Origin of the sequence: Acetivibrio sp., from assembly GCF_035371925.1 — a bacterium.
Taxonomy (GTDB): Bacteria; Bacillota; Clostridia; order Acetivibrionales; family Acetivibrionaceae; genus Hungateiclostridium.
Map to the genome: position 1 here is coordinate 1 of NZ_DAORXT010000002.1, position 24780 is coordinate 24780.

A 24780-nucleotide genomic window follows, 5' to 3' on the forward strand; every position below is an offset into this window, starting at 1 on the left:
TCCATTCTAACTTATTTCTGCTGTTTTGTCAGTCTTAATTTCTGGTATCATTATATTCTTTTCTACTGAACATAAGTTATCAATCATACACTATTGTAAAGTAATATAATACAAATAATATAAATACACTAGACAACTACTAAGCATCTTTTTCGTAATCATTAGAGCTAAACTTTCAATGGTAATCAAAAGTTGTTACAATTTCATACTCCATCTGCAAACAAACACATTATATCACAATATGTTTATTTCATCCAATATAGTTATGCTTAATAATAAATTGAACCAAAGAATACACAAATAGACAACAGAAAAATCAAAGCACAAATATAAATCCACCTGCAAAACACTTAAACAGGTGGATTTAGTCATTCATAATATTATACTACTGTTTCACTCCGCACTCACAATCTTATAATATGTTCGTGCAGTCAGCCAATACACAATACCGTATATCACAGCAAATCCCAATAAGGTTCCAAGCGTACAAAGCATCGTAAGTTTGTTGTTCGTAAGAGAAAACAGACTTAGAAGCTGTATCATCAGCCTAAAATCAAAGGCCACATGAATTGCTGCTACTATCAATGGTGCAAAGAAAACTATCAGAATCTGCATATTAATCGATCGCTTAATTTCCTTCTTGGGGAGTCCAACCTTTTGCATAATCTCAAAACGTTCCTTATCCTCATAGCCTTCAGAAATTTGCTTGTAGTAGATAATCAGAACCGTTGCCATGTTAAAAAGAAACCCTAAGAACAGTCCGAGGAACAGAAAGCCACCGCTTGCTGCATAAAAATCAGTCGAGTTTTCCACTCTTGTGTTTACCAAAAATTCTTTACAAACTCCCATACTGTCTGCTGAAAATAAATTACCAATCTCCCGGGCACATTTGAGTTGATTATCTTCGTTAAGATCGGTATCAATTATTGCTACCCATTTTATATCACTGGCCGCTTCACCATAGGCAGACTTCTGTCCCTTATACAAAGCTTGAAGCACCTCATCATCCTTCACTACTGCGTAGCCGGTATCGACTATTGCAGTTATATCTCCAAACGAAGGAAAGCTTTCGATACGTTTTACTATGGTAAATTCAAAAGAATAATCTCCGGCCTCTATGCGAAGGTTTTCTTTATCTTTCAATGTATCACTGAAAAATAGAATTTCATTCTCTTCCAAATCTACCTTTTTTCCGGTAAACTTGGCATAGTCCTCTCCGGTTATAAAGCATAGCTGTACAAAACCGGCATTAAAACCTTCTGTAATAGTAGTGTGGTAATAATTTTCGCCCCTGCCTGCCGCAAAAGCCAGATAGGTGTAATTCTCTAATTTGGTTATCTTCCCATTGTTTTTGCTTATGATATCCTTAATATTTTCTATTATAATATCTTTTTGAAATCGGTTTTCCGTTTCGTTATTTATAGCAATTTGCGGTACAATTTGGCCCGGGCAAAATCTATCAAGCATATTCTCCGTACCTAAATAAAGGGAAAGTGTACCCGATACCATAACCAATACCATCGTAGACAATATGCAAATATTTGCAAGACCTACAGCATTCTGCTTCATGCGATATAACATTCCGGAAATTCCAATGAAGTATTTGGTTTTATAATACAGCTTTTTATTTCTTCGAAGCTGTTTTAATACAACGATACTTACAGCCGTAAACAGGCAATAGGTACCTATTATCACAAGAAATACAGCTAAAAAATAGATCATAATGGCCTGAATTGCCGTTTTTGTAGTTAGGGCTATATAATATCCGGCACCAAGGGACAGGACACCAATCAGAGCCAAAAGCCATTTGGTTTTTGGTTCCTTTTCCCCGGCACTGGAGCTTTTAAGCAATTCAATGGGCTTTGCTTTGCGAATCCGCACCAGATTAAATAGCAGGGTAATAGCTATAATTATAGAAAATAATATTGCCGACGCTTTTATAGCCTCAATAGAAACTGTAAAACCGAAAGGTACATCGAATCGAAGCAGTTTAAACAACGCAAGGGTTACCAGCTTATGAAGCAGTATACCGCAAAGTAATCCTCCACCAATTCCAATGACGCCTACATACAGGGACTCGCAGCAAAGGAGCCATGCAATATGCCGTTTTTCCATTCCCAGCATATTATATAATGCCAGCTCCTTATGACGCCGCTTCATGAGAAAACTATTGGTATATAGCAGAAAAATCACAGCAAATATACAGATAATATTTATCCCCAAAGACATCATCAGTTTGACATACGCCGCACCCCTAAGCTTCGCTACCCCTTCATCTGAGGCAATGGCAGTTATGATATAAAAACCTGCCACTGTGCCGATAATAGTTAAAATATAGGGTAGATAAAACTTGGCATTTTTCCGGATGTTTTGCCACGCAAGAGAAGGAAACAAACTTCTACGCATTTCTGTCACCTCCGGTAGTGAGCAGAGTCAAAGTATCGGAAATTTTCTGATACATCTCATCATAGCTGCAATTGCCCCTATATATCTGATGGTATACCACTCCGTCTTTAATAAACAAAACACGTTTTGCATGACTGGCTGCTTTAACCGAATGGGTCACCATAAGAATGGTCTGTCCGTCCTCATTAATTTTGCCAAACAAATGAAGCAGCTGATCCGTCGATTTTGAATCCAATGCTCCGGTAGGCTCATCTGCCAGTATAATCTGGGGATTGGTAATAAGGGCACGGCAAACTGCTGCCCTCTGCTTTTGTCCTCCCGACACCTCGTAAGGGTATTTCTTTAGAATATCTGTAATACCAAGTTTCTCAGCCAAAGGCTTTATCCTTTGCTCCATTTCCTTATAATCCTTGCCCGCCAATACCAAAGGAAGAAAAATATTGTCTTTGAGCGAGAAAGTGTCCAAGAGGTTAAAGTCCTGGAAAACGAAGCCTATATTATCCCTACGAAAGGCTGAAATATCCTTATCCTTTATTTTTGTCATATCCTTGCCCGACAGCAGCACATCTCCGCTCGTTGGCTTGTCCAAAGCCGCAAGGATGTTTAAAAGAGTGGTTTTTCCCGAGCCGGATTCCCCCATGATGGAGACATATTCGCCGGCTTCTACCGAAAAGCTCACATCGGTCAAAGCCTGCACATGATTACCGCCAAACCGTGTGGTATATATCTTTTTGAGATTTCTTACTTCCAACAATGCCATTATAACAACCTCCTTAAAGCTTATACACTTATTTTAGCGGTAATACCCTCTTTCGTGACATCGATTCAGCTTACAATATCGGTTCTGTCACTTACATTTTTGTAAGCTTGAATAATAAAAATGACAGCATCAACTCTATATACCTATTCCTGAAAACTTGTGCTCATTTCAATACGCACTGTTGTGCCTTTTCCGATTTCGGATTCAAAGGAAATGCGATGCCCAAGCTTTGTCAATATCTGTTTTGTAAGATATAAACCGATACCCGATGCCCTTTTGTCAATTCTTCCGTTATAGCCGGTATAGCCCTTTTCACAAATACGGGGTAAATCCTCGGGAGCAATACCGATTCCCGTATCTTTTATGAGCAATATGGTCTCATTTTCCGAGTCGATTAAAATATATCCTTCATTCGTATACTTAATTGCATTGGATAATATCTGCTCTATCGCAAAGCAAAGCCATTTCTCGTCGGTCAACACCTTGTGTTTCAGGTTTCCCAACTTTACGCTGATTTTCTTGCGGATAAACATCGGTGCATATTTACGCACCGATTGTTTTACCATATCCTCCATATCATATTCTTTCAGTACAAAATCCGTACTGTTGCTTCCCACACGAAGATAAGCCATGACCATCTCTACATATTGCTCAATCTTAAACAACTGTTCGGTGAGCTCATAATGCTGCCGGCTCTCTTCACTTTGAAGGATTAACCGCATGGCAGCAATAGGTGTCTTGATTTGATGAACCCACAGTGTGTAGTAGTCCAACATTTCTGCTTTTTCCCTGTCGCTTTTGGCAATGTATTGCTGTTTATCATTAAATACGGCCTGAATTAAAGCCATATAGTCCTGTTCAATCCGGTTTACAGCCTTCGGAAGCTGCTCTATTGAAATGGCAATATCCGATTGAAGCTCAGATAGCCTATGATGTTTCTTTAAAAATATAATATAGTCGTAAATTCCAAATACCAACACTACGACAAAGCACAGCAAACTTGCATAACCTACTGCCTCCAAAGGCAAATCATACAGAGAAAATACCGCAGCAAAAATTAATATAAAAATAAAAAGCATTATTATGAGATTTCTTTTTGATTTCAAGTATGCGAATAGTATCTCCATATTATTCCACCATATAACCCAAACCCTTTTTTGTTATAATAAATTCCTCTATTCCAATGCCGGCAAGCTTTTTTCTAAGCCTTGCTATATTTACGGTTAATGTATTCTCATCTACAAAATCATCTGTCTCCCAGAGACGATACATCAAAGTATCCCTGCTTACCACCTTGCCCCGTTGCTCTAGCAATACTTGTAAAATTCGAAGTTCATTTTTCGTAAGGTCCAGTTTATCTCCTTGATACAGAAGTGAACAGTCCGATAAATTAAGAACTACCCCCTTGTGCTCCAATACATCCGTTCCATAAGTAAAATCATAAGTTCTTCGAAGAAGAGCCTGTACCTTTGCCACCAAAACCGTCAAATCAAAAGGCTTGGCAATGAAGTCATCCGCACCCATATTAATAGCCATGACAATATTCATATTGTCCGATGCTGAGGAGATAAAGATAATCGGTACCTGCGATATCTTTCTAATCTCACTGCACCAATGATACCCGTTATAAAACGGCAAGGATATATCTATAAGAACCAAATGGGGAGAAAACTCGGCGAAATCCGAAAGTACATTCTGAAAATCCGTTACACAGCGGGTTATCATTCCCCAAGAGGCCAGATGTTCTTTAATTATGTTGGCGATTGTCGTATCGTCCTCTACAATAAGTATTTTATGCATTCTTTTTCACCCATGGTACATACTATTTTGTTTAGTATTTAGTACTTTTATTTTTTCCTATTACTAATAGCAATATTTTATTTGTTATTATCAAAGGAGTCAATTTCCTCTTTATTTTTCGCATTTACTTGTCCAAAATTATATCAATTTGACTAAGAAGTTTAATTAGCAGATTTTAATTTTTTATTTTATCTCTAATACCGTTAATTTTTACTATGTTTTTGTAATTGCAACCGTCAATACCAACAAAGCCTGTATACCTGCCTAATTGTAAAATAACCGAAACTTTTTGACGATAAAACCTATGACAGCAAAATAGACTATATAGTTTGTGTATGAGGAAATGCTTAATGTCTTCAATCATAACCATCAAATATTTCAAGCTTTTTCTTGTTTCTATTGTTGCTATACTCATTGCAGCAATACTTGGCGAAAATATAGTTTTCGTAATTGATTTTCCCTCAGTGATTTTTCTCTTTGTGGGCACTGCGTTACTTACTCTTATTGGTTATAAAAAGGGAATATCTAGAGAAAAGTTATTTGATAACATCAAGCGCAATTGCATCATCACCGGCTTTGTAGGTTTTTTTCTCGGTTTTTTGATGGCATTGTGTACAACAGCCAATCTCGAAGATTTGTCGGTAAATATTGTTATAAGTATGTTAATTATTTCATATACCTTTTTTATATCTTGGGATTAATGCTCTTAAGTTAAAGGCCATAAAATCTATTCCAAATTCCCCCGAAAACTCAAAAAATTCAGATGTAAAACCTCCAATAAATTCGGATGATATTTACAATCAGTATTGTTTGTCGGAAAGAGAAAAGCTCATTGTAGAAAAACTCATTCAAGGTGCCAGCAATATAGAAAAAACATGACAAGAAACGATATATTTATCAGGATTAAAAGGTACAGTATATACAGTGGCTGGCTCACGGCTTTAACTGGTATTATATCATATTTAGGGGGGCTTTCCAGCACATTTGATGTCAGAATATTGGGTATATGTATTTTAGGGCTGTCTTATGGGTATGTTGCAAGCTTTATTATTGATTGCTTTATAGAATAGTACTATAAGAAAATGCTTAAAATTTGCGTATAGAAAATCAAAAATCTCCTTCTTGGCAAAAATTGTGGAAGCGATATCCAAGGAGGAGATTTTTAATCGACTTAAAATTACTTGTCAAGAAGGCTCGTTGTAAAATTAAATGCAACAGGTAAAATCCTTAAGAATGTTTTTTACTACACTCCTCCGCTTATTCTATTTCCTTCAAAATTCTACTGAAAAACTCCCGGGTTTCGTCTTTATCATTCATATTAAAAATAACAACACCCTTATTAGTTTCAAGATAGATGAAAGGCGGGTTTTCAGTATCAACAAACAATTTCCCCGACCCCAGTTCCTTTGTCCTAAAATATCCCTTTAATTTTGAACCTATAGCCGAACCGTTGGTACGCATCTCAATAGTTGGCAGCTCTTCCTCCAAGCTGACATTCTCAATGGATTCCCATGTATAAACATCCCCGTACATACCATGGATTTGAATACCTTCTTCAAGAAAACTTATTTTTGCCGGCTGAAATGCAAAGTACAGCGCAACAGTCACAAAGATTAATGTTACAGCACAAATAACGCCGGGAATCACAAGCTGCTTTTCCGCACCCTTTCGGAGCTTTCCATTTTCGTCATAAATATTTCCGTCATACTTTTGGGCCTTAATCAACATATAAAATGTTGACACCATAAAGAACCCAATGAACAAAATCAAGGTTTTTTCCGGCTCAAAAGCATAAAAAAGGCCGGATGCAATAGATACACCGCCGTTTACATAAAAGTATATACCTATCAGCCGTCCAAGGCCTTTTGTATCCACATTTGCTTTTTTCTCTTCAGGCATGGTGTTATATCCGGAGATTAAAAAATACCATTTGAATACATGAATTGTCATCCCCATCAAGATAAGGAATGCACCCATTATTATAAAAAACCACATAGCAAACCTTCTTACTAATAATTATCATAATTTCATTATATCACATTATACCATTACTATGCTACTTACTCGTAACAAATAGTATATGAATAGTGAACTATGTACTTTTATAAGAAAGTTTTGCAATAGATATAGCCCATATTGATTTTTTACGAATAGAATCTACTCAAAGACAAATAATTGGCCAATTGCACCAGGATATTCAGCAATATGCATATGAAAAAAGAGCCAAGAGGAATAATCCTCTTTGGCTCATCTTCCGTTTATGAGAGCCATAACCTCTGCCCTGGTCCGGGCATCGGTTTTAATGATACCTCGAAGTGCTGAAGTTACGGTTTTTGAACCTGCCTTTTTTATTCCTCTCATAGTCATACACAAGTGCTCAGCCTCTACCACTACTGCCACTCCCAAAGGATCTATGGTGTCCATTATAACATTGGCAACTTCACTTCCCAGTCTCTCCTGAAGCTGAGGCTTCCTTGCAATAAGGTCAACTATCCTGGCAAGTTTGCTAAGCCCCATAATCCTGCCCTTCCTAGGGATATAAACCACATGTGCCACCCCTATAAACGGGAGCAGATGATGCTCACAAATCGAGTAAATAGGGATATCTTTCACCATTACCATTTCTTCATGGCTTTCCTCCTGAAACACCTTCACAACCGACTTTGGATCCTGATGGAGTCCGGCAAATATCTCTTCACACATCCTTGCCACACGGTCGGGAGTCTCAAGCAATCCTTCACGGTCAGGGTCTTCTCCGATACCAATCAATATTTCCCTTACGGCAGCTTTTATACGTTCTTTGTCTATCATAGCAATACCTCTTTCTATTTATTGAATATCAGTAACTGTTTTCTATTTTGCGTTACTTTCCTTTATAACATTATACTTCATAAATAGAAAAAGGACAAAATCTTTTATCCGACACTCTGAATTACAGGCCCGGTTGCCATAGTATTCTCCGCAAGCTCTCTGCGAATCCGTTCCACAACTTCTACAGCCCTTTCAAAATCTTCATAAAACATAACTATAAAATCTCCGGACTGTGCATCAAGAAGTGCTTTCTCGAGGGCTCTATCCTCGGAATACACTATTTCTACATTTTCCTTTCCGGTTCCGCTGCTAATAACTGCATCGTAAAAAATCCCGGCAACCTCTCCCGGCTCCCTTCCTCGAAGGTCATCATCTTCTTTTATATAAATTTTGGAGAAATACTTACTGCATATTTCTCCAGCCTTGTATATGCTGGAATCGTCCCTGTCACCCGGCATGCCTATAATCCCCACAAGCCTTTTTGCTTCAATCCTGTCCAAAAACTTCATGACCTCGCTGTATCCCGCCGGGTTATGGCTGTAGTCAAGCATTACCTTGAAATCGCCCATATCCACAATATTAAACCTTCCCGGATTGGATTTAATATCGGGTCTGAAGGTTGCCAGCCCTTTCCGTATTGCTTCAACAGAAAGGTTTAAGCCATACAGCGCAGAAGCAGCCGCAAGGGAGTTTTCAATATTGCATTCGACTATTCCTCCGTAGGTTATGGGAATCTCACTGACATTCATAAGTGCTTCGGAACTTTTCCCGTTGTATATAATAATCGTATCTTCATCCACATACAAAGCCTTTTTGCCCTTTTTCATATGCTCCCCGACAATGGGATTGTCGCTTTTTTTGGAAAACAAGATAATTTCACCTTTTGCTCTCTCCATGAAATACCCGACAAATTTGTCATCGGCATTCAATACAGAATATCCATCGGGCTTTACCGCCTCGATTACCAAAGACTTGGCAAATGCCAAATCCTCAAGGGTATTCATTCCGTCCATCCCAAGATGATCCTCTGCAATATTGGTTATAACTCCCACATCTGCAAGGTCATACCCAAGGCCTTTTCTCACAATTCCGCCTCTTGCAGTCTCCAACACCGCGGCTTCCACTTCCTTTGATGCCAATACCATTGCCGCACTTGCCGGTCCCGCGTTGTCCCCTTTGAGCACACACTCATCACCAATATAGACACCGGCGGTGGATGTCATTCCCACCTTTTTCCCAAGACAAGCAAGAGTATGCCTGATCAATCGTGTAGTGGTCGTCTTTCCGTTGGTACCGGTAACCGATACAATGGGAATCGAATGGGGCGCAGCTTCCGGAAACATCATATCCAGTATGTCGCCCGCTACATTCTTAGCCTTTCCTTCTGACGGAAACAAATGCATCCTAAGTCCCGGAGCCGCATTTATTTCAATTACTGCACCATTATTGTGAGTTATCGGTACCGATATATCCTCAGCGGTAATATCCACACCTGCAATATCAAGCCCGATGATTTGGGCAGCTCTCACTGCCATATCTGCATTATACGGATGTATCTCATCAGTACATTCTCTGGCAGTTCCTCCAGTACTTAAGTTTCCATTGTATCTTAGATATATTCTTTTGCCCAAAGGAGGTATATGACCCTTGTCAACGCCTTGGTCCTTCAAAACCTTTAGCGCTGTAGCATCCAATTTGATTTTTGTAAGGGGCTTTTCATGGTCATCTCCCCTCAAATTATTGGAATTCTCAATTTCAATAAGCTCCTCCACCGTATGGATACCATCCCCCACTATAAAAGGAGGCCTTCTTTCGGAGACTGCCGCAACCCTGTTGCCAATTACCAAAACCCTGTAGTCTTTTCCTTTCACATATCTCTCCACCAGGATCACTCTTGAATACTTTTTTGCTTCATTATACGCAATCTCCATCTCCCGTTCGTTTTTAACATTCAAGGTAACCCCTTTTCCCTGATTGCTATCCAATGGCTTTATTACAACCGGGAAGCCTATTTCCTGTGCTATTTGCAAAGCACCTTCAAAACTGTAAGCCGTATCACCGTCAGGTACGGGAATTTTACTTTCCGTCAAAAGGCGTTTTGTAAGCTGCTTGTTTCCTGCCATATCAACGCTGACACAGCTCGGAAAGTCCGTCAAAGAAGCCTGAATAATTCGGGAATACTTGCCGTATCCCAGCCTTAGAATACTGCCGTCGCCTATTCTTGTGACAGGTATTCCCCTCTTTTTTGCCTCTTCATAAATCGCTTTTGTACTAGGTCCCATATCCGTCTCCACTGCAATGGCCCTTAAATTGTTTAAAATTGCTTCTATATCAACTTCTTCATTTTGTACAAGCTTTAAAATAATGTTTACCGCCGATCTTGCACATTCTACAGCACACTTTTCGTTCTTATATTCAAACACTATGTTATATAGTGAAGGTTCCTCAACAACCCGTGTCTTGCCATAATTGACCTCATATCCCAGTATATTTTGAATCTCTATAATCAAATGCTCGGTTACATGTCCTATATACGTGCCTTCATTTAAACGTTCTGCAAAACCACCCTCATATCCCAGAGAACAATAATGTTTTTTCAAACCGGGAAACATAGCAAGAAGTCTTTGGTTAAAATTTCCCAAGTCCTTTGTAGGTGATTTGTACAACTGCCCTACATCCAATGTTATCTTAACAACTGGCTTGTGACTGTAAATGTTTCTTCCTGCAAAGCATTGTATACTTTGTATTTGCACTTTCCTTCCTCCTAAATAAAAAAGCAATTAGAGTTTTTTATCAGTAAGACGTAATACTTCTCTTTTTTTCATGTCAAATCCATATCCGCAAGGCAAGACATGCAGCGTTACTCCGGAGATTGCCAGTATTTCATCGGGATTGAGCTCAGATACATTGGAACTCTTTATTGTGCTGCCGTCAATAACTGTGACGGCATTGCTTCCTAGCACCTCAAAATGGGCATCGGGGTACACCCTTATGGCCGTATCCTCGTCTATCCCTATTCCCAGCATAAAGGGGTTCTCCGCCACACCGCAAAGAAGCCTTCCGATTCTTCCCCTTTGGTCAAAATGCTGGTCAATTATAGCTTCTTCAAGAAGTCCCAATCCCGGAGCCATCTTCATGGTGCATTTCCTTGCCGGCTCATTGTCTTTTCCTTCAACTACCATTGTGTTGCTCATAACAGAAGCCCCCGCACTTGTCCCAACAATCAACACACCTCTTGAGTAAGCCTCATGCAGAGCTTTATATGCCTTTGTACCTCCGAGAATGCTTGTTATTCTGAGCTGGTCCCCTCCGGTAAAAAATATTCCTCCGGAATTTTTTATTCTTTCGGCATTCTCATCCAAGTTTGCCTCATTGCGCGAATTCATATTCAATACATCTATATCCTTTAATCCCAGTGTTTCGAATACCTGTCTGTAGTTGCTTCCGACCTCCTGAGGCTTTTCGGTGGCTGTTGTCAATATCACCAAGCTGCCTTTCCTTTCCCTGATGATGTCGGCAACATGCTTTAATATGGTTTTTTTTCCAGCTTTGTCCTCTGCACCGCCAATTATAATCAAATTTCCCCTTACTTTCTCACCCATTACTTCCTCCAACTTTTGTATATAAAATACTTGGTAGAAATTCCTTTACATATGTCATCAATAAAAAAGCAAGGCTTTTATTTCTCCCCTTGCTCTTTTATTACGGACTATATGCCAAAATAGCGTCTTGCATAGTTCATTATCACTCCGCTGAATATCAGGCCTATACCCATGAGGATAATACTTGACACTATTAGAGGCAGTCCGGCTTTGCTCCCGTTTTTGGTTGCCAGTATGCCCATTATTACTCCCACCACTCCAAAAATAAACGGATATATAACCAAGGACAGCAAAGCCGAAATCCATCCTATTGCCAGCAAGACTATATTGCTCCTGGCGCTTGTCTTTTGAATATTTATTCTTTCCATAACATCACCCAAGTTAGTATTTGCACGTTTTAATACGGCTATTCATTATCCCATGCTTTTTAACATTACTAAACCCATTTGCTTTCATAGCGTCCCTTCCTAAATACCTTTCCGTTGTCCACAAACTGCTCGCCGTTTACAAATACCTTGTCAAGTTTTAAGTCTTCTTTTTCAAAGACTAGTATGTCCGCATCGCTTACCGGCCTAATAACACCTTTTTTGGGGTACAGCTTAAGTATTCTCGCCACATTCACGGTGACGGTCTTTAAAACCTGCTCCATGCTCAATTTATTTGTCAGAATACTGTTCCTTATGTCATTAATAAGCTCATCTGTGCTGCCAATCCCTAGGCCGTTCCCGTTCTTTGCCGGAATGCTGCCATTGGCATCCGACGACACAGTAACCCTGTCCATATCCACTCCGGCGTCTTCTAGGAGTTTTAAAGCATCCGGCACCGCATATCCGGTCTCATTGGTCTCTCCGGCCGTCAAGTCTATGTTTCCGCCCTTTTTGGCATATTCTATTGCCTGGGAAAATAAAGTCTTGTTCCTGTTTAAATGGGTGGGCACAAACATCTCCATGGGAAAATCGGAATCCTCTACAAGCTCAATAACGGGCTCAAGCCCTTTTTTTCCGTCTCCCACATGTATATGGACAACTCCGGCCTTTTTCCCAATCAATCCTCCAATCCTGGCTTCACTGGCAACAGCTTTGAGCATGTCCGTCGAAGGATGGGAAGACCTGTGGTCCGAAACAGCTATCTCACCGACTCCAATAATCTTGTCAATCAGTGCTATGTCGGACATCACACTTTCTGTAAGGGTAGCTGTGGGAACCCTGTAGCTTCCGGTATATATATATGTATTCAGTCCTTCTTCCTCCAGCGCCCGTGCCTTTGCCAAAAGGTCCGATATGCTTCTGGTTATACTGTCAGCTCCCAATACTCCCACAACTGTTGTAATACCTGCCCTAAGGCATTCGGATAACATAATTTCGGGTATTCTGCTTCCGGGACCTTCCTCCCCTCCTCCGCCTATAATATGGATATGCTGGTCAATGAAGCCGGGACATACTATCCTTTCGCTGCAATCAATAATTTGAAGGTCGGGGATAATGGATTCATCTATTTGGTTTTCCAATTTATAAATTTTATTTTGGACTACTAAAATATCCTTTTTTCCGACAAATTTCGGCGTATAGCATACTCCATTTTTCAGAAGTTTGAATACTTTTTCTTCCATTTCCTAAAAGCCTTTTCTACACTTTTATTTTTCTGTATATCTTAAAAGGTATAATGTGCAATTTTATTGAGAAAATACTTAATTTTGATTTGAAATTTTTTCAAGCACGCAAATTTTTTTGTCGAAAAGTTAACATCCATTCGACGAAAATTCATATTATTTACTATAATTCTATTAATTAAAGTTGATATATTCATTTATATTTGCTAAACTAAATTTAATGTTTTATGTAAATCTAGATGCTTTCTTGTTTGCCTCTCTATTATAGAGGTATAACAAGAGAAGAGGGTACCACATGGTACAATCTACTCAAAAATACAAATATAAAAATAAGTGTAAAAGGATGGTCAATGTGTCTTCAGATTTTGATTTTTTAACCGCAAAACAAAAAAAGGTATACATGGTCATTGAATCTTTCATCAAGTCCAAAGGTATACCTCCTACCGTAAAAGAAATTGGTGAACTGGTAGGTGAAAAAACCCCCGGTGCAGTGCAGGGAATACTTAACCGTTTAGAGCAAAAAGGAGTCATCAAAAGAGAGGTTGGTATGGCAAGATCCATACAGCTTGTTAACAACAACTCCCAATATGCACCTCATGTATATTTACCAAAAATTAAGAAAGTAAGCCAACGCAATGTTAACGACCTGCTTAGCATCTACAACATCATCAATTACATTCCTGTTCCTTCCGAATTATTCCAAGAAAGCAGCGATTGCTTTGTAATTGATTGTCCGGACAACAGTCTTTTGGAAAGCGGAATCAAGTATGGCGACTTGCTTGTAATAAGCAGAAATTATGAACTAAAAGACGGAGATATCGTTCTGATATTGTATGAAAACCACGTTCTTTTAAGATACTACACTCATCACGAAAATCCCGATTTAATCACTTTAAAGGCTGATAGCGAATTGCTGGGTAAAGAAGTATTTAACAGAAATGAAGTTACAATAATCGGAAAACTTGTTGGTAAATATACAAAATATTAAGATTTTTCGCTTTGGCCTCTTTCATTTCATTCCAAGAGGCCAAATATAAAGGCTCCGGATAGCTATCCGGAACCTTTATATTATATGTGCTATGTAATTTTCAGCTACTCAAAATTCTTATTTTAATTTTGAAATTATCAATCTACCCATTTCCTTGGTGCCGACCACATTCTCACGAGGAGTATCCGGCGATGCGATGTCCGCTGTTCTGTATCCCATGTCAAGCACACTTACCACAGCATTTTCAATAGCATCGGAAACATCTCCAAGGCCGAAGGAGTACTTCATCATCATAGCTACGGACAATATCGTGGCAATAGGGTTTGCCTTGTCCTGCCCTGCTATATCCGGTGCGGAACCATGTATCGGTTCATACAAGCCCAATGAGCCTTCTCCAAGACTTGCCGAAGGAAGCATACCTATAGAGCCGGTAATCATGGATGCCTCGTCGGAGAGAATATCTCCAAACATATTTGATGTAACTATAACATCAAATTGTGCAGGATTTCTTACCAGCTGCATGGCAGCATTGTCCACATACATATGATTAAGCTCCACTTCAGGATAGTCCTTAGACACCCTTATAACTACTTCTCTCCAAAGTCTTGAGCTCTCCAGTACATTGGCCTTATCCACGGACATTAGCTTTTTATTTCTCTTCATGGCCGTCTCAAACGCCAGCCGTGCAATTCTCTCTATTTCAAACTCACTGTACTTTTCGGTGTCAAAAGCAGCCTGGCCCATATTTTCTGTCTGTACTCTTCCTCTTTCACCGAAGTACATACCGCCGGTAAGCTCCCTTACCACCATTATGTCAATACCGTCTTTTACAATATCGGAGCGCAAAGGCGACGCACCCTTGAGAGCCTGATAAATAACCGCGGGCCTTAAGTTTGCATATAATCCCAGTGCCCCGCGTATTCCGAGAAGACCTGCTTCCGGCCTTTTGTCTCCCGGAAGATTATCCCATTTAGGTCCTCCCACAGCCCCAAGCAGAACTGCATCAAAAGACTTGCAGAGCTCCAATGTCTCTTTGGGGAAAGGTTCGCCGGTGGCATCAATGGCACATCCGCCCAACAAACCCTCTTTTAATTCAAAACTGTGATTGTATTTCTCACCTACAGCTTCAATTACCTTAATCGCTTGTTCAATAACTTCCGGTCCTATACCGTCCCCCGGAAGAACTGCTATATTATACTTTCCCATATTATGCCTCCTTGCTTCCCAGCTGTTTTTTAATATACCCGATAAGGCCGTCGGCAGCTATTATTTCCTGCATAAATTCCGGAAAAGGTACTCCCATATATTCCTTGTTCTTTGACACATTCACAATCTTTCCGCTGTCAAAATCAATACTTACAGTATCGCCGTCGGATATATCCTTTGCAGCTTCAGGACACTCAATAATCGGAAGCCCTATATTTATCGCATTCCTGTAAAAAATTCTTGCGAAGGTCTCGGCAATAACGCAGGATATTCCCGATGCCTTTATGGCAATAGGCGCATGCTCCCTGGAGGAACCGCATCCGAAGTTTTTGCCTGCAACCATAATATCTCCCTTTTGGACCTTTGATACAAATTCTGTATCAATATCCTCCATACAATGCTTTGCAAGCTCGTTGGGATCTGAAGTATTTAAATACCTTGCAGGTATAATTACGTCCGTATCCACATTGTCACCGTATTTTATTGCTTTTCCCTGTGCTTTCATTTTACCACGCTCCTTTATCTCAACATATTCTACTCTATGGCATATTGCTTAGACTTAAATTTCATCCGGTGAACCGATCCTGCCCAAAACAGCCGATGCTGCCGCAATAGCCGGACCTGCGAGATAAATCTCGCTTTCAGGATGTCCCATTCTTCCAACAAAGTTTCTGTTGGTGGTTGCCACAGCCCTTTCTCCTTTTGCAAGAATTCCCATGTGTCCTCCAAGGCATGGTCCGCAGGTAGGAGTACTTACTGCAGCTCCCGCATCAATAAATATGTCAAACAGTCCTTCATTCATCGCCTGCTTCCATATCTTCTGTGTTGCAGGAATAATTATGCATCTAACATCCTCATGCACCTTTCTGCCCTTTAAGACTTCTGCAGCCACTCTCAAATCCTCAATTCTTCCGTTGGTACATGAACCGATTACCACCTGGTCAATTTTGATGTTGCCCACATTGTCAATGGTTCTTGTATTGGACGGCAGATGAGGGAACGCAACGGTAGGTTTTACCTGTGAAAGGTCAATCTCGTATGTAGCCACATATTCTGCGTCGTCATCAGCCTTGTATACCTTATACGTTTTTGTGGAATGTTCCTTTACATACTCAATCGTTTTTTCGTCAACTTCAAAAATTCCGTTCTTTCCTCCTGCCTCAATAGCCATATTTGCCATTGCAAACCTGTCATCCATTGAGAGGTGAGCCACACCGTCCCCTGTGAATTCCATGGAGCGGTACAGGGCACCGTCCACTCCTATCATACCGATTATGTGAAGAATTATGTCTTTTCCGCCCACCCATTTTCCGGGCTTGCCTTTCAATACAAATTTCATAGCCTCAGGCACCTTGAACCAAGCTTCTCCGGTTGCCATTCCGGCTGCCATGTCGGTACTTCCTATTCCTGTGGAGAAAGCTCCCAAAGCTCCATAAGTACATGTGTGGGAATCGGCACCTATTACAACATCTCCGGGCACCACAAGTCCCTTTTCCGGAAGCAGCGCATGCTCCACACCCATTTGTCCGATTTCGAAAAAGTTCACTATTCCCATTTCTTTTGCAAACTCTCTGATGAACTTGACCTGTTCTGCAGACTTAATGTCCTTGTTTGGCGTAAAGTGGTCTGGAACAATTGCTATTTTATTTACATCGAACACCTTGTCGACACCAATCTTTTTAAATTCCTTTACAGCCACAGGTGTTGTTATATCATTTCCCAAAACCATGTCAAGCTTTGCCTTTATAAGCTGACCCGCCGAAACCTTGTCAAGTCCGGCATGATCTGCAAGTATTTTCTGCGTCATAGTCATTCCCATAATCTACTACCTCCTTTAAAATATGATAAAGCTCTAACGCCTTTTTCCTTTCATATATTAATACTAATTATAAGTTATGCCACTTTCATTTTCTTCTCGATATTTATCCTAATTTATGAGCCTTTTTTAATGTTTTTTGACTTGCACATTCTTCCGGTACTGGAGCGGGGTAAGCTTTACATACTTTTTGAAAATATCGTTAAACCTTTGCTGGTTGGAAAATCCGACACTTAGAGCAATGTCGCTTATTCTGTTGTTCGTATCCCGAAGAAGCTCCTTCGCCCTTTCCACCCTTACTTTCAAAAGGTAATTTATCGGACTTATGCCCATTTCCTCCTTAAACGCCCGGGTAAAGTAGCTTGTGCTCAAAAAAACATACCGGGCTATATCTTTTAGGGAAATATCCCTTTCATAATTATTGTTTATATAGCTTACAGAGGCCTGTATAAGCTCCTTGAGCTTCGGACTTTTGTTCTTTATACTGTTCTCCCATTCCATCTTTAAAGCGCGGGAAATAAGCACAAAGAGCTCCATAACCAAAAGATAGTTTAAAAATTCACTTCCTATATCGGGATTCTCCTTTTCATTGAGTATCCTGTTTAGAAGAACTATAATATCGTTTTTTTGGCTCACTTTAAGCGTTATGAAAGCTCCAGTTTCCTTGCTGCTTACGAAATCCAGGAAGTTTTCCAAAGAGACATCGGAGTATTGACCGTCAAACCTGTTTATAAATCTAAAGCTCAGGACTATAAACTCGCATCCGGACTCGGACTTGACAATAAATTTGTGGGGCTGATTGGGCTTTATTATAATGATGTCATTAGGGCCAATCTCCGCAGGATAACCCGCTATTTCAAAAACCGCCTTACCCCTTTTTATATACACCATCTCAAAGCATTCATGCTTGTTTGGCTCCATATGCCAGCTGGTATCATGAAACCTCTCAATGGTCTTCACTATCACAGGAATAAAAGTTGATGAACTGAGAAGGCTCTCCCATGCCTTTGGAAGAATATTATTATTATCCAATTTCCCCACCCCCATTAACCTTTATAATCCAGGTATCAGCTGCGTTCTATTTCATCTTCCTGTTAAGCCCGGACATCCTGTGGGCCTTAAACAGGTTAAAAAACCTTGTTCCATCGCCGTCTGGCGTAGATATTCTAAAAATACCCTTGTTGACCTTTCTGGCATCTTCAATTGAATAAAAGGCATTCGAATTGCAACCTTCTATTATTTGAACAACTTCCTGCAATTCCTTGCGTTTAATAACTGTATAAATTATCTTTACATCACCATTTTTACCCTCTGCATCCACAGCCGTAACACCAAATCCTGATTTTGAAAGCTGTTCTTTGAGCTCGAATTCGTTTTTATCCACGATAATCCTTACCACAAGAGTCCCTATCGCAAGCTTTTCTTCGATAATTATTCCGACAAAAGTGCCTGTGGCAAAACCCAATGCATAAGCAAAGTAACATACAAAATTATTGAGATTCTGCATAACCTGGCTTATTGCCACAATCCACACCAGTACCTCAAAAAAACCCAGAATGGGAGCCAGATATTTTTTTCCTCTTGAGACAAATATAATCCTGATGGTTCCTATTGTTACATCGATAATCCTCGAGAAAAAAATAAGCAATGGAAGGATAAGCCAGTTGAACAGTCCGGAACTCATTATATCCTCCATATTAATCGAATCATCCTCTCCACTTTGTGTTACATATAATTCTATCTTATATGTTCTGTAGCGGTCAACCTCCTATTACTTCCAGACAAAACCCCCAAATTCAAGCTCTGATTTAAAAATTATAAAGTCTCATTTTCGGTTCTAAGTACCCGATTTATAAAGATACTTCAACACCTTTTCATACTTCAAAATCAAATTTGTTTTTTGTATAATTAATTTGTATCATCAGGTTTGTCTTTCTGCCCGAAATACTTCTTGGATACTTAAATAAAAAAACAAGGCAATTTTGGAGGAAATATCTATGAGGGTTACGGTTTTGACCTATTCGCGCCGGAAAAGTCATTTTATAAGAAAGATTATATTTTATATTATTCTGCTTGCTTTAATTTGTTCTATTGCGGTTTCGGCCGTATCGGTTTTCGCAGGTTGGAAATTAATCCATCCGAAGAGATTAAACATTTTGGACTTTTCAGCGAATATTGTTCCTTCCTATACCGATGTTTCTTTCAAGGACATAACCGGAGAGCTTACGTTAAAAGGGTGGTACTTTAGTGTAACCGGAAGCAACAAGACTGTAATCCTTGCCCACGGATACGGGAAAAACAGGCTTAATTTCGGTGAAAGCACCATACATCTTGTAAAAAGTCTTCTCGATAAAGGCTATAATGTGCTTGCCTTTGATTTTAGAAATTCGGGAGAATCCGACGGAAACACAACAACCTTCGGGGTTTATGAAAAGAATGATTTGCTTGGCGCGATTCAATATGCCAAAGGCAAAGGCTCCGAAACAATAGTTCTCATGGGATTTTCAACGGGTGCGTCAACATGTATTCTGGCAGCTGCCGAAAGCAGCGATGTTGATGCGGTAATAGCAGACAGCCCGTACTCTGACCTTGACGCTTACTTTGAGCAAAACATAAACAGCTTAACTAAACTTCCGGCAATTCCGTTTAACAAACCGACAACGCTTGCAACATTTTTTCTGGCAGGTATCGAGCCCGATGAAGCAAGCCCGGTAAAGGCCGTACAGGCTGTTTATCCCAGGCCGATGCTTCTGATCCACAGCAAGGACGATACCAAGGTGCCTGTTGAAAACAGCCGCTTGATATACAAAGCATACGCTTCCTACACAATTACATTTTGGGAAACCGGCGGCGCAGACCATGGAGAAATCTATCAGTCCGACCCCAAAGAATATATCAAAAAGGTGACGGACTTTCTTGAAAAACTGTGACAGCTTTAAAACATGTTTCTTTTGTAAAGAAATATTCCCACGGCAATAGAAATAACTGTTGAAATTCCAAGTATACCCCAAAATGCAAAGGGCGTATTGGCATCCAAACCAAAGGGCAGCTGTACGTTCATGCCAAAGAAACTGGCTATCATAGTGGGTATCGCCATTATTATTGTAATCGATGTCAAAACCTTCATCACGACATTCAGGTTGTTTGATATTATTGAAGCAAAGGTATCCATTGTGCCGCTTAGAATAGAGCTGTAAATGTTGGCCATTTCAATAGCCTGCTTGTTCTCTATGATTACATCTTCAAGAAGGTCCTGGTCCTCTTCATAGAGTTTTATATATTTGCCTTTTAAAAGTTTTTCCATAACTATCTCATTTGATTTTAATGACGTAGTGAAAAACACAAGGCTCTTTTCCAATTCAAGCAGCTTGAAAAGCTCTTTGTTTTGAAGAGACTTGTGCAATGAAGTCTCCGCCTCATAAGATTTTTTGTCAATATGCCTCAGGTATCTTAGGAAATCCTTTGCAATCAAATACAAAATCTGCAGCGTAAACCTTGTCTTTTTAAAAGTAAAATAGTCTTTTACTTTCTTCGCCTTGAAGTATTGAATCAAAAAAGTCTCCTTGCTGCATATGGTAATAAAGTAGTCTTCCGATATTATAATTCCTAAAGGTATGGTCTCATACTTTATATCTTTTTGATCTTTGTCCTCATACACATACGGAATGTCAACAATCACCAGTGTCTGGTTGTCTTCAACGTCTATTCTTGGTTTTTCCTCCTCGTCAAGAGGGTCCCTTAGAAAATTGGGATGTATATTAAGGCTGCTTTCAACAAAGTTCAACTCTTGCTCAGTAGGAGAAACAATATTTACCCAGCACCCTTTCTCAAACTTCTCTATTTTAACCGGAAATTGATCTGTATCGTAGGATTTGTAGATCTCAATCATTGCAAATCATCCCTCTCATCCCTCTAAAAAGGCATAAAATAAAACTTTTTATATTTTCTCCTATTTATTCAAATAAAAAACTTCCAGACGAGTGGAAGCTATAAACATATTAAAGTATTATTTTTAATATATCTTTCCCTCGTTGAGCTTTAGCACTATACAGCTTAGGCTAACAAGACCAGCTGCATTAAGCAAAACCTTAATCCGGTAGTGCTTGTTAACCCATTGGCGTCTTTCGACGTTTCCGGGCAGCAGCGTCTTTCTGTATAGGAGCCTCACCTAACAAAGATATTTAATTGCCACTATTATTATATTCAATAAAGTATACTAATGTCAACCGTCAACATAATTTTATGAAACAAATAATGAACCAAAATAAAAACCCCGGAAAAACCCGAGGTTTTAAACTATTTCTTTTTGTCAAAAAAGTATGAAGGCGGACTTACCGAAGCAGCCGAGCTATAGGCAGAGCTTATTCTTCTGCCTTCTCTTATTTCCCTTATTTTAGCTCCAAGATAATTTAAAAGGTTGTCTGCCTTTTCTTTATTTTTCTTTTCAGCTTCGCTTATTTCCCTCAAAAGCTCCACTATCTTTACGACTATATCCTGTAACTCTTTTGCACCCTTTACGCCTAATCTTCCGGCCTCATCCAAGCTGCTTATCCCAAGCTTTTGCTTGAATGCCGTAAAGCACGCGTTGAATTCGTCGTCCAAACGGTTGATTTCATCGATTTTAGCCTGCTTTTCATCAATAAGATTCTGAAGCCCGTCCATGCCTTCTTCGTTTATCGTTTCATTTTGAGTCATGGTAAGGGAAAGTATGTTCTTTAAACAATTAAGCTTTTTTTCAGATATTTGAACAAGCGTTTGAATATATCCTTCCGGAGTATTGATCATTAAAATCTCTCCTATTTAGCCACTTGAGCCGTTCTTGAATTCTGTTGCCTTGCAATTTTCATTGCCTGCTCCCATGTATCCCGAAGTTCCTTCGCAAATCCCAGAACTTCTTCAACAATCGCACTGTCCTTCTTTATATTTGCGTCAATAAGCCTTCTGTACATATAATCATACAAAAGCTCCAATTGATGCGCAATATCGTATTTCATGTCCAGCGTACAGCGAAATTCCGAAATAATGTCCTGGGCCTTTATAATGCTTTTGCTTGCCTTCTCAATATTTTTATCGTCCAAGGCCATTTGAGCTTGCATCAAAAACTTTACAAGGCCATTGTACAGCATTAATGTCAGTTCTTCAGGAGTGGCGGTATATACCGAATTCTCCTTGTACTGATCATATGCATTTTTTAATGCCATTAAAATCCCTCCAAAGGTTTATAAGTTGTAGTCCTTCGCTCTGCTTGTTTATTTCACAAATCAGCCTCGATAATTGCTAAATTGCTGGGTCAACCATGATGACTGGCTGTTCATTGCATCGAGCATTTTCTCCATAGCAGCAAACTTTTTGTAATAATATTCCTCTTTTTCATAAATCTTTGCCAATAAATTGTCAATCAGTTCGTCCTTTTCCTTCATTTCATTTACTAAAAGATTGTCATATTCCGTCATATCTCCTACCAAGCCTGCTTTTTCCAACAAAACACCTTTCTTTCCGCTGGCATTTCTTGTTGTCCTTATGTTGTCCTGAAGTATGTCATAAATTCTCTGGGCTATTCCGGATTCTTTATATCTTACTGACCTTTTATCGGAATCATTCAAAGCCTGGCTGTATGTGTATTGCGAACTCTGAGTAAAGAGTTGTACCACTCCATCATAATTATCGGTAAGAGCAGCTCTAAGCTTTTCCTCATCTATAACAAGCTTGCCCTTGTCCTGGTATAACCCTGTTGTAATTCCTATCTGGTAAAGGCTCAAGGAACTTCCTTCAACCTTGTCATATAATGCTCTTCTAAGACTTGTCACGATATTTTCCAATATGCTGTCGCTTCTTAGCAAACCTGATTTGGCCTTTTCCTCCCATCTCCTTATATCATCTTCAGTCATTGCTTTCTTTTGGTCATCTGTAAGAGGAGGATATTTCCTGTCTCTTTCTTCGGTAAGCACAGAGTTGATTTTAGATATCATATCATTATAGCTGTTTATAAAATTCTTTATATTCTCAACAACACCATCTATATCTGCCTTAACGTCAATCGTCACCGGTTCGGTAGTAACTTCCTTTAAAGTGTAGGTTACTCCGTCTATGGTAAATTCATTGGTGCCTCGCTTCATGTCAGTGACTCCATCCAAGGTAAACTCAGCATCCTTGCCGGCAGTATAGGTTCCGCCCACAAGGCCCATTGCTTTAAGCAATCCATTGGAAGGATCCGTATCGGTGATTTCTATCGTTGAAGTCGCCCCCAAAGTCTTCGATTCCATAATAAATCTATCATTGAGGGAATCATAGCTTACCTTGACCCCTGCCTTGCTGGAATTAATAGCATTCATGACGTCATTCATAGTTGCATTTGCATAAGATTTACCCACATCAATAACTTGGTCATTTATGGTAAAAACAATATTGGCATTTGGGTCCGTGATATTAAAATTATTTGTAAGCTTTGAATTTAAAGATTCAATACTTATATTAAAAGCTATCCTGTTGCTCTTGTTGTCGTTGGCAGCAAATCCCAGCTTCTCCAGTCCATCCTCAGGACCTTTTTTAAATATCAGCTTGTCCGTACCGTCGCTTGAAAAAATCAGCTTGTTGCTTGAAGCGTCTTTCGTTACCTTTACAGTGCCTCCCAACTGGCTCTGAATATACGATGCCAATTCGTCCAAATCACTGTAATTCTTGTCTATTTCAATAGTTTTGTCTACTCCATTTATATTTACAATAAAGGTTTTACCCTTTTCGTTTCCGCTTAAGTCTATAACACTTGAACTTATCCCGGTTGCAGTCGCTCCGTTGGAAAATCCCAGCTTGTCCAACACATTGTTGGAATCCCCGGAGGTTAACTTCACTGTCTCTCCCGAAAGAGTTGTAAAGCTTAGTTTGGTTCCGTCATTGCTCACATGTACTTTACCGCTGAGCTCGGAATTATTGTCAATGGCCTGCTGAATTTTAGCTGTAAGATCATCTATATCTGTTGCCTCCGAAATATTTATGGTCTGTGCCTCGCCGCTTCCAACGGTTATTTTAAAGCTTCCGTTGGTGTATAATGAATAATCGGAGTTTACATCCGAGCCTCCTGTAATAAAGTTCTTTTGTCCGTCTGAAAAACCTAAAGATGAAATATAATTATTTGCGGGTTCGCTTATAGTTAATGTACTGCCATTGACAAGACATTTAAACTCTATCTTGCCTCCTGTTGTCAAAACATCGATTTTTCCTGCGCCAAAGGCTTTTCCCAAAGCTGTCTCAAGTTTTTGCTCAAGATCATTGATGTCCGCATAATCTTCCAAGGATATTGTCTTTGTAACTCCGTCCAAAGTAAAATTTAATTCTCTTCCCTGAAGAGAAGTGCTGCTTACAGTATTGCTTCCTTTAATGCCTTGAACCAATCCAGATGTTCCGACAATATTTCCCGCAGATGCCAAGGATTTCACTGTTATGGAGTGGACTTTGGAAGCCGCCGCAGCGTTGGCTGTCGCCGTCACGGCAGATTCCTTGCTTGAAGTTATCTTAAAGGATGAAAACGCACTCGTAGACGTAAAATTTGTTTTAGGCTTCAATACATTGAAATACTCGTCTGTAATACTTCTTAATTTGCTTATTATGTCCCTGTATGTATCCCTCTTCCACTCCAATATCTGTCTTTCCTGCTTTATCTTGTCAACCTTAGCTTTTTCAACACTCATCAGCTGCTCTATAATAGCATCAGTATCAAGCCCGGAAGACATACCTGTCAATCTTATTTTTCTATTAAGCATATTCGAAATACTACTGACCGCCACC

Annotated in this window: 22 protein-coding genes and 1 riboswitch; of the genes, 3 read left to right on the forward strand and 19 right to left on the reverse strand. The window is 39.6% G+C overall.

All coding sequences use genetic code 11. From position 1 onward, the window contains the following. Positions 1 to 393: 393 nt before the first annotated feature. From PLH43_RS00395 to PLH43_RS00410, 4 genes are all read right to left on the reverse strand, one after another. A complete protein-coding gene (locus tag PLH43_RS00395) occupies positions 394 to 2406 on the reverse strand; it encodes an FtsX-like permease family protein (RefSeq protein WP_324358917.1) in 2013 nt (670 codons plus the stop codon). Then, entirely contained in the window at positions 2399 to 3166 is a 768-nt protein-coding gene (locus PLH43_RS00400) for an ABC transporter ATP-binding protein (RefSeq protein ID WP_324358919.1), read from the reverse strand. The genes PLH43_RS00395 and PLH43_RS00400 overlap by 8 nt, the downstream gene beginning before the upstream one ends. A 143-nt stretch (positions 3167 to 3309) precedes the next feature. Next, on the reverse strand, positions 3310 to 4293 hold the full coding sequence (locus PLH43_RS00405) for a sensor histidine kinase (RefSeq protein ID WP_324358921.1): 984 nt from the start codon (positions 4291 to 4293) through the stop codon (positions 3310 to 3312). Between the two features lies 1 nt (position 4294). Beyond that, a complete protein-coding gene (locus tag PLH43_RS00410; RefSeq protein WP_324358923.1) occupies positions 4295 to 4966 on the reverse strand; it encodes a response regulator transcription factor in 672 nt (223 codons plus the stop codon). A 350-nt stretch (positions 4967 to 5316) separates the two neighbouring features. On the opposite strand from PLH43_RS00410, the gene PLH43_RS00415 reads away from it, so the two are divergent. Continuing rightward, positions 5317 to 5667 (forward strand): hypothetical protein, encoded by a 351-nt coding sequence (locus PLH43_RS00415; RefSeq protein WP_324358925.1) that lies wholly within the window; start codon positions 5317 to 5319, stop codon positions 5665 to 5667. 556 nt (positions 5668 to 6223) lie between these two features. Here the strand turns inward: PLH43_RS00415 and PLH43_RS00420 are convergent. The 6 genes from PLH43_RS00420 to iadA all read right to left on the reverse strand — a co-directional run bounded on the left by PLH43_RS00420 (position 6224) and on the right by iadA (position 12988). Then, on the reverse strand, positions 6224 to 6961 hold the full coding sequence (locus PLH43_RS00420; RefSeq protein ID WP_324358927.1) for a DUF3784 domain-containing protein: 738 nt from the start codon (positions 6959 to 6961) through the stop codon (positions 6224 to 6226). Between the two features lie 252 nt (positions 6962 to 7213). Next, entirely contained in the window at positions 7214 to 7777 is a 564-nt protein-coding gene (gene folE, locus PLH43_RS00425; protein ID WP_324358929.1) for a GTP cyclohydrolase I FolE, read from the reverse strand. Positions 7778 to 7881: 104 nt separating this feature from the next. Continuing rightward, the gene (gene cphA / locus PLH43_RS00430) at positions 7882 to 10530 is read right to left on the reverse strand and encodes a cyanophycin synthetase (RefSeq protein ID WP_324358931.1); all 2649 of its coding nucleotides are present in this window, start codon (positions 10528 to 10530) and stop codon (positions 7882 to 7884) included. A 27-nt stretch (positions 10531 to 10557) separates the two neighbouring features. Beyond that, a complete protein-coding gene (locus PLH43_RS00435; protein WP_324358933.1) occupies positions 10558 to 11379 on the reverse strand; it encodes a cyanophycinase in 822 nt (273 codons plus the stop codon). A 107-nt stretch (positions 11380 to 11486) separates the two neighbouring features. Continuing rightward, a complete protein-coding gene (locus PLH43_RS00440) occupies positions 11487 to 11747 on the reverse strand; it encodes a hypothetical protein (protein ID WP_324358935.1) in 261 nt (86 codons plus the stop codon). Between the two features lie 68 nt (positions 11748 to 11815). After that, positions 11816 to 12988 (reverse strand): beta-aspartyl-peptidase, encoded by a 1173-nt coding sequence (gene iadA, locus PLH43_RS00445; RefSeq protein WP_324358937.1) that lies wholly within the window; start codon positions 12986 to 12988, stop codon positions 11816 to 11818. Between the two features lie 352 nt (positions 12989 to 13340). On the opposite strand from iadA, the gene lexA reads away from it, so the two are divergent. After that, positions 13341 to 13976: a transcriptional repressor LexA gene (gene lexA / locus PLH43_RS00450; RefSeq protein ID WP_324358939.1), complete on the forward strand. Its 636-nt coding sequence runs from the start codon at positions 13341 to 13343 to the stop codon at positions 13974 to 13976. Positions 13977 to 14093: 117 nt separating this feature from the next. Here lexA and leuB read toward each other — a convergent pair whose 3' ends face one another. From leuB to PLH43_RS00475, 5 genes are all read right to left on the reverse strand, one after another. Next, on the reverse strand, positions 14094 to 15182 hold the full coding sequence (gene leuB / locus PLH43_RS00455) for a 3-isopropylmalate dehydrogenase (protein WP_324358941.1): 1089 nt from the start codon (positions 15180 to 15182) through the stop codon (positions 14094 to 14096). A gap of 1 nt (position 15183) precedes the next feature. After that, on the reverse strand, positions 15184 to 15687 hold the full coding sequence (gene leuD / locus PLH43_RS00460) for a 3-isopropylmalate dehydratase small subunit (RefSeq protein ID WP_324358943.1): 504 nt from the start codon (positions 15685 to 15687) through the stop codon (positions 15184 to 15186). Between the two features lie 54 nt (positions 15688 to 15741). Then, entirely contained in the window at positions 15742 to 17001 is a 1260-nt protein-coding gene (leuC, locus tag PLH43_RS00465; protein ID WP_324358945.1) for a 3-isopropylmalate dehydratase large subunit, read from the reverse strand. Between the two features lie 126 nt (positions 17002 to 17127). Next, positions 17128 to 18030: an AraC family transcriptional regulator gene (locus tag PLH43_RS00470; RefSeq protein WP_324358947.1), complete on the reverse strand. Its 903-nt coding sequence runs from the start codon at positions 18028 to 18030 to the stop codon at positions 17128 to 17130. A gap of 46 nt (positions 18031 to 18076) precedes the next feature. Next, positions 18077 to 18694 (reverse strand): DUF2179 domain-containing protein, encoded by a 618-nt coding sequence (locus PLH43_RS00475; RefSeq protein WP_324358949.1) that lies wholly within the window; start codon positions 18692 to 18694, stop codon positions 18077 to 18079. 301 nt (positions 18695 to 18995) lie between these two features. Here PLH43_RS00475 and PLH43_RS00480 point away from each other — a divergent pair, with 301 nt between their 5' ends. Then, a complete protein-coding gene (locus tag PLH43_RS00480) occupies positions 18996 to 19928 on the forward strand; it encodes an alpha/beta hydrolase (RefSeq protein WP_324358951.1) in 933 nt (310 codons plus the stop codon). Between the two features lie 5 nt (positions 19929 to 19933). Here the strand turns inward: PLH43_RS00480 and PLH43_RS00485 are convergent, their stop codons facing one another. The 4 genes from PLH43_RS00485 to fliD form a co-directional block, all read right to left on the reverse strand. Beyond that, on the reverse strand, positions 19934 to 20887 hold the full coding sequence (locus tag PLH43_RS00485; protein WP_324358953.1) for a magnesium transporter CorA family protein: 954 nt from the start codon (positions 20885 to 20887) through the stop codon (positions 19934 to 19936). 126 nt (positions 20888 to 21013) lie between these two features. Continuing rightward, positions 21014 to 21181: riboswitch (M-box (ykoK) riboswitch) on the reverse strand. A 113-nt stretch (positions 21182 to 21294) separates the two neighbouring features. Then, complete coding sequence (flgN, locus tag PLH43_RS00490; protein ID WP_324358955.1) at positions 21295 to 21783, reverse strand: flagellar export chaperone FlgN; 489 nt, start codon at positions 21781 to 21783, stop codon at positions 21295 to 21297. A gap of 11 nt (positions 21784 to 21794) precedes the next feature. Then, on the reverse strand, positions 21795 to 22199 hold the full coding sequence (gene fliS / locus PLH43_RS00495) for a flagellar export chaperone FliS (RefSeq protein ID WP_324358957.1): 405 nt from the start codon (positions 22197 to 22199) through the stop codon (positions 21795 to 21797). Between the two features lie 60 nt (positions 22200 to 22259). Then, on the reverse strand, positions 22260 to 24779 hold the full coding sequence (gene fliD, locus PLH43_RS00500; RefSeq protein WP_324358959.1) for a flagellar filament capping protein FliD: 2520 nt from the start codon (positions 24777 to 24779) through the stop codon (positions 22260 to 22262). Between the last annotated feature and the right edge of the window lies 1 nt (position 24780).

Coding starts and splice junctions, on each gene's coding strand:
- leuB (WP_324358941.1), bottom strand. CDS start 15,182: ATGGGAAAGTATAATATAGCAGTTCTTCCGGGGGACGGTATAGGACCG.
- PLH43_RS00480 (WP_324358951.1), top strand. CDS start 18,996: ATGAGGGTTACGGTTTTGACCTATTCGCGCCGGAAAAGTCATTTTATA.
- PLH43_RS00415 (WP_324358925.1), top strand. CDS start 5,317: ATGTCTTCAATCATAACCATCAAATATTTCAAGCTTTTTCTTGTTTCT.
- PLH43_RS00405 (WP_324358921.1), bottom strand. CDS start 4,293: ATGGAGATACTATTCGCATACTTGAAATCAAAAAGAAATCTCATAATA.
- leuD (WP_324358943.1), bottom strand. CDS start 15,687: ATGAAAGCACAGGGAAAAGCAATAAAATACGGTGACAATGTGGATACG.
- folE (WP_324358929.1), bottom strand. CDS start 7,777: ATGATAGACAAAGAACGTATAAAAGCTGCCGTAAGGGAAATATTGATT.
- iadA (WP_324358937.1), bottom strand. CDS start 12,988: ATGGAAGAAAAAGTATTCAAACTTCTGAAAAATGGAGTATGCTATACG.
- leuC (WP_324358945.1), bottom strand. CDS start 17,001: ATGGGAATGACTATGACGCAGAAAATACTTGCAGATCATGCCGGACTT.
- flgN (WP_324358955.1), bottom strand. CDS start 21,783: ATGATCAATACTCCGGAAGGATATATTCAAACGCTTGTTCAAATATCT.
- PLH43_RS00395 (WP_324358917.1), bottom strand. CDS start 2,406: ATGCGTAGAAGTTTGTTTCCTTCTCTTGCGTGGCAAAACATCCGGAAA.
- PLH43_RS00435 (WP_324358933.1), bottom strand. CDS start 11,379: ATGGGTGAGAAAGTAAGGGGAAATTTGATTATAATTGGCGGTGCAGAG.
- PLH43_RS00420 (WP_324358927.1), bottom strand. CDS start 6,961: ATGTGGTTTTTTATAATAATGGGTGCATTCCTTATCTTGATGGGGATG.
- PLH43_RS00485 (WP_324358953.1), bottom strand. CDS start 20,887: ATGATTGAGATCTACAAATCCTACGATACAGATCAATTTCCGGTTAAA.
- PLH43_RS00440 (WP_324358935.1), bottom strand. CDS start 11,747: ATGGAAAGAATAAATATTCAAAAGACAAGCGCCAGGAGCAATATAGTC.
- PLH43_RS00410 (WP_324358923.1), bottom strand. CDS start 4,966: ATGCATAAAATACTTATTGTAGAGGACGATACGACAATCGCCAACATA.
- PLH43_RS00475 (WP_324358949.1), bottom strand. CDS start 18,694: ATGGAGGATATAATGAGTTCCGGACTGTTCAACTGGCTTATCCTTCCA.
- fliS (WP_324358957.1), bottom strand. CDS start 22,199: ATGGCATTAAAAAATGCATATGATCAGTACAAGGAGAATTCGGTATAT.
- PLH43_RS00400 (WP_324358919.1), bottom strand. CDS start 3,166: ATGGCATTGTTGGAAGTAAGAAATCTCAAAAAGATATATACCACACGG.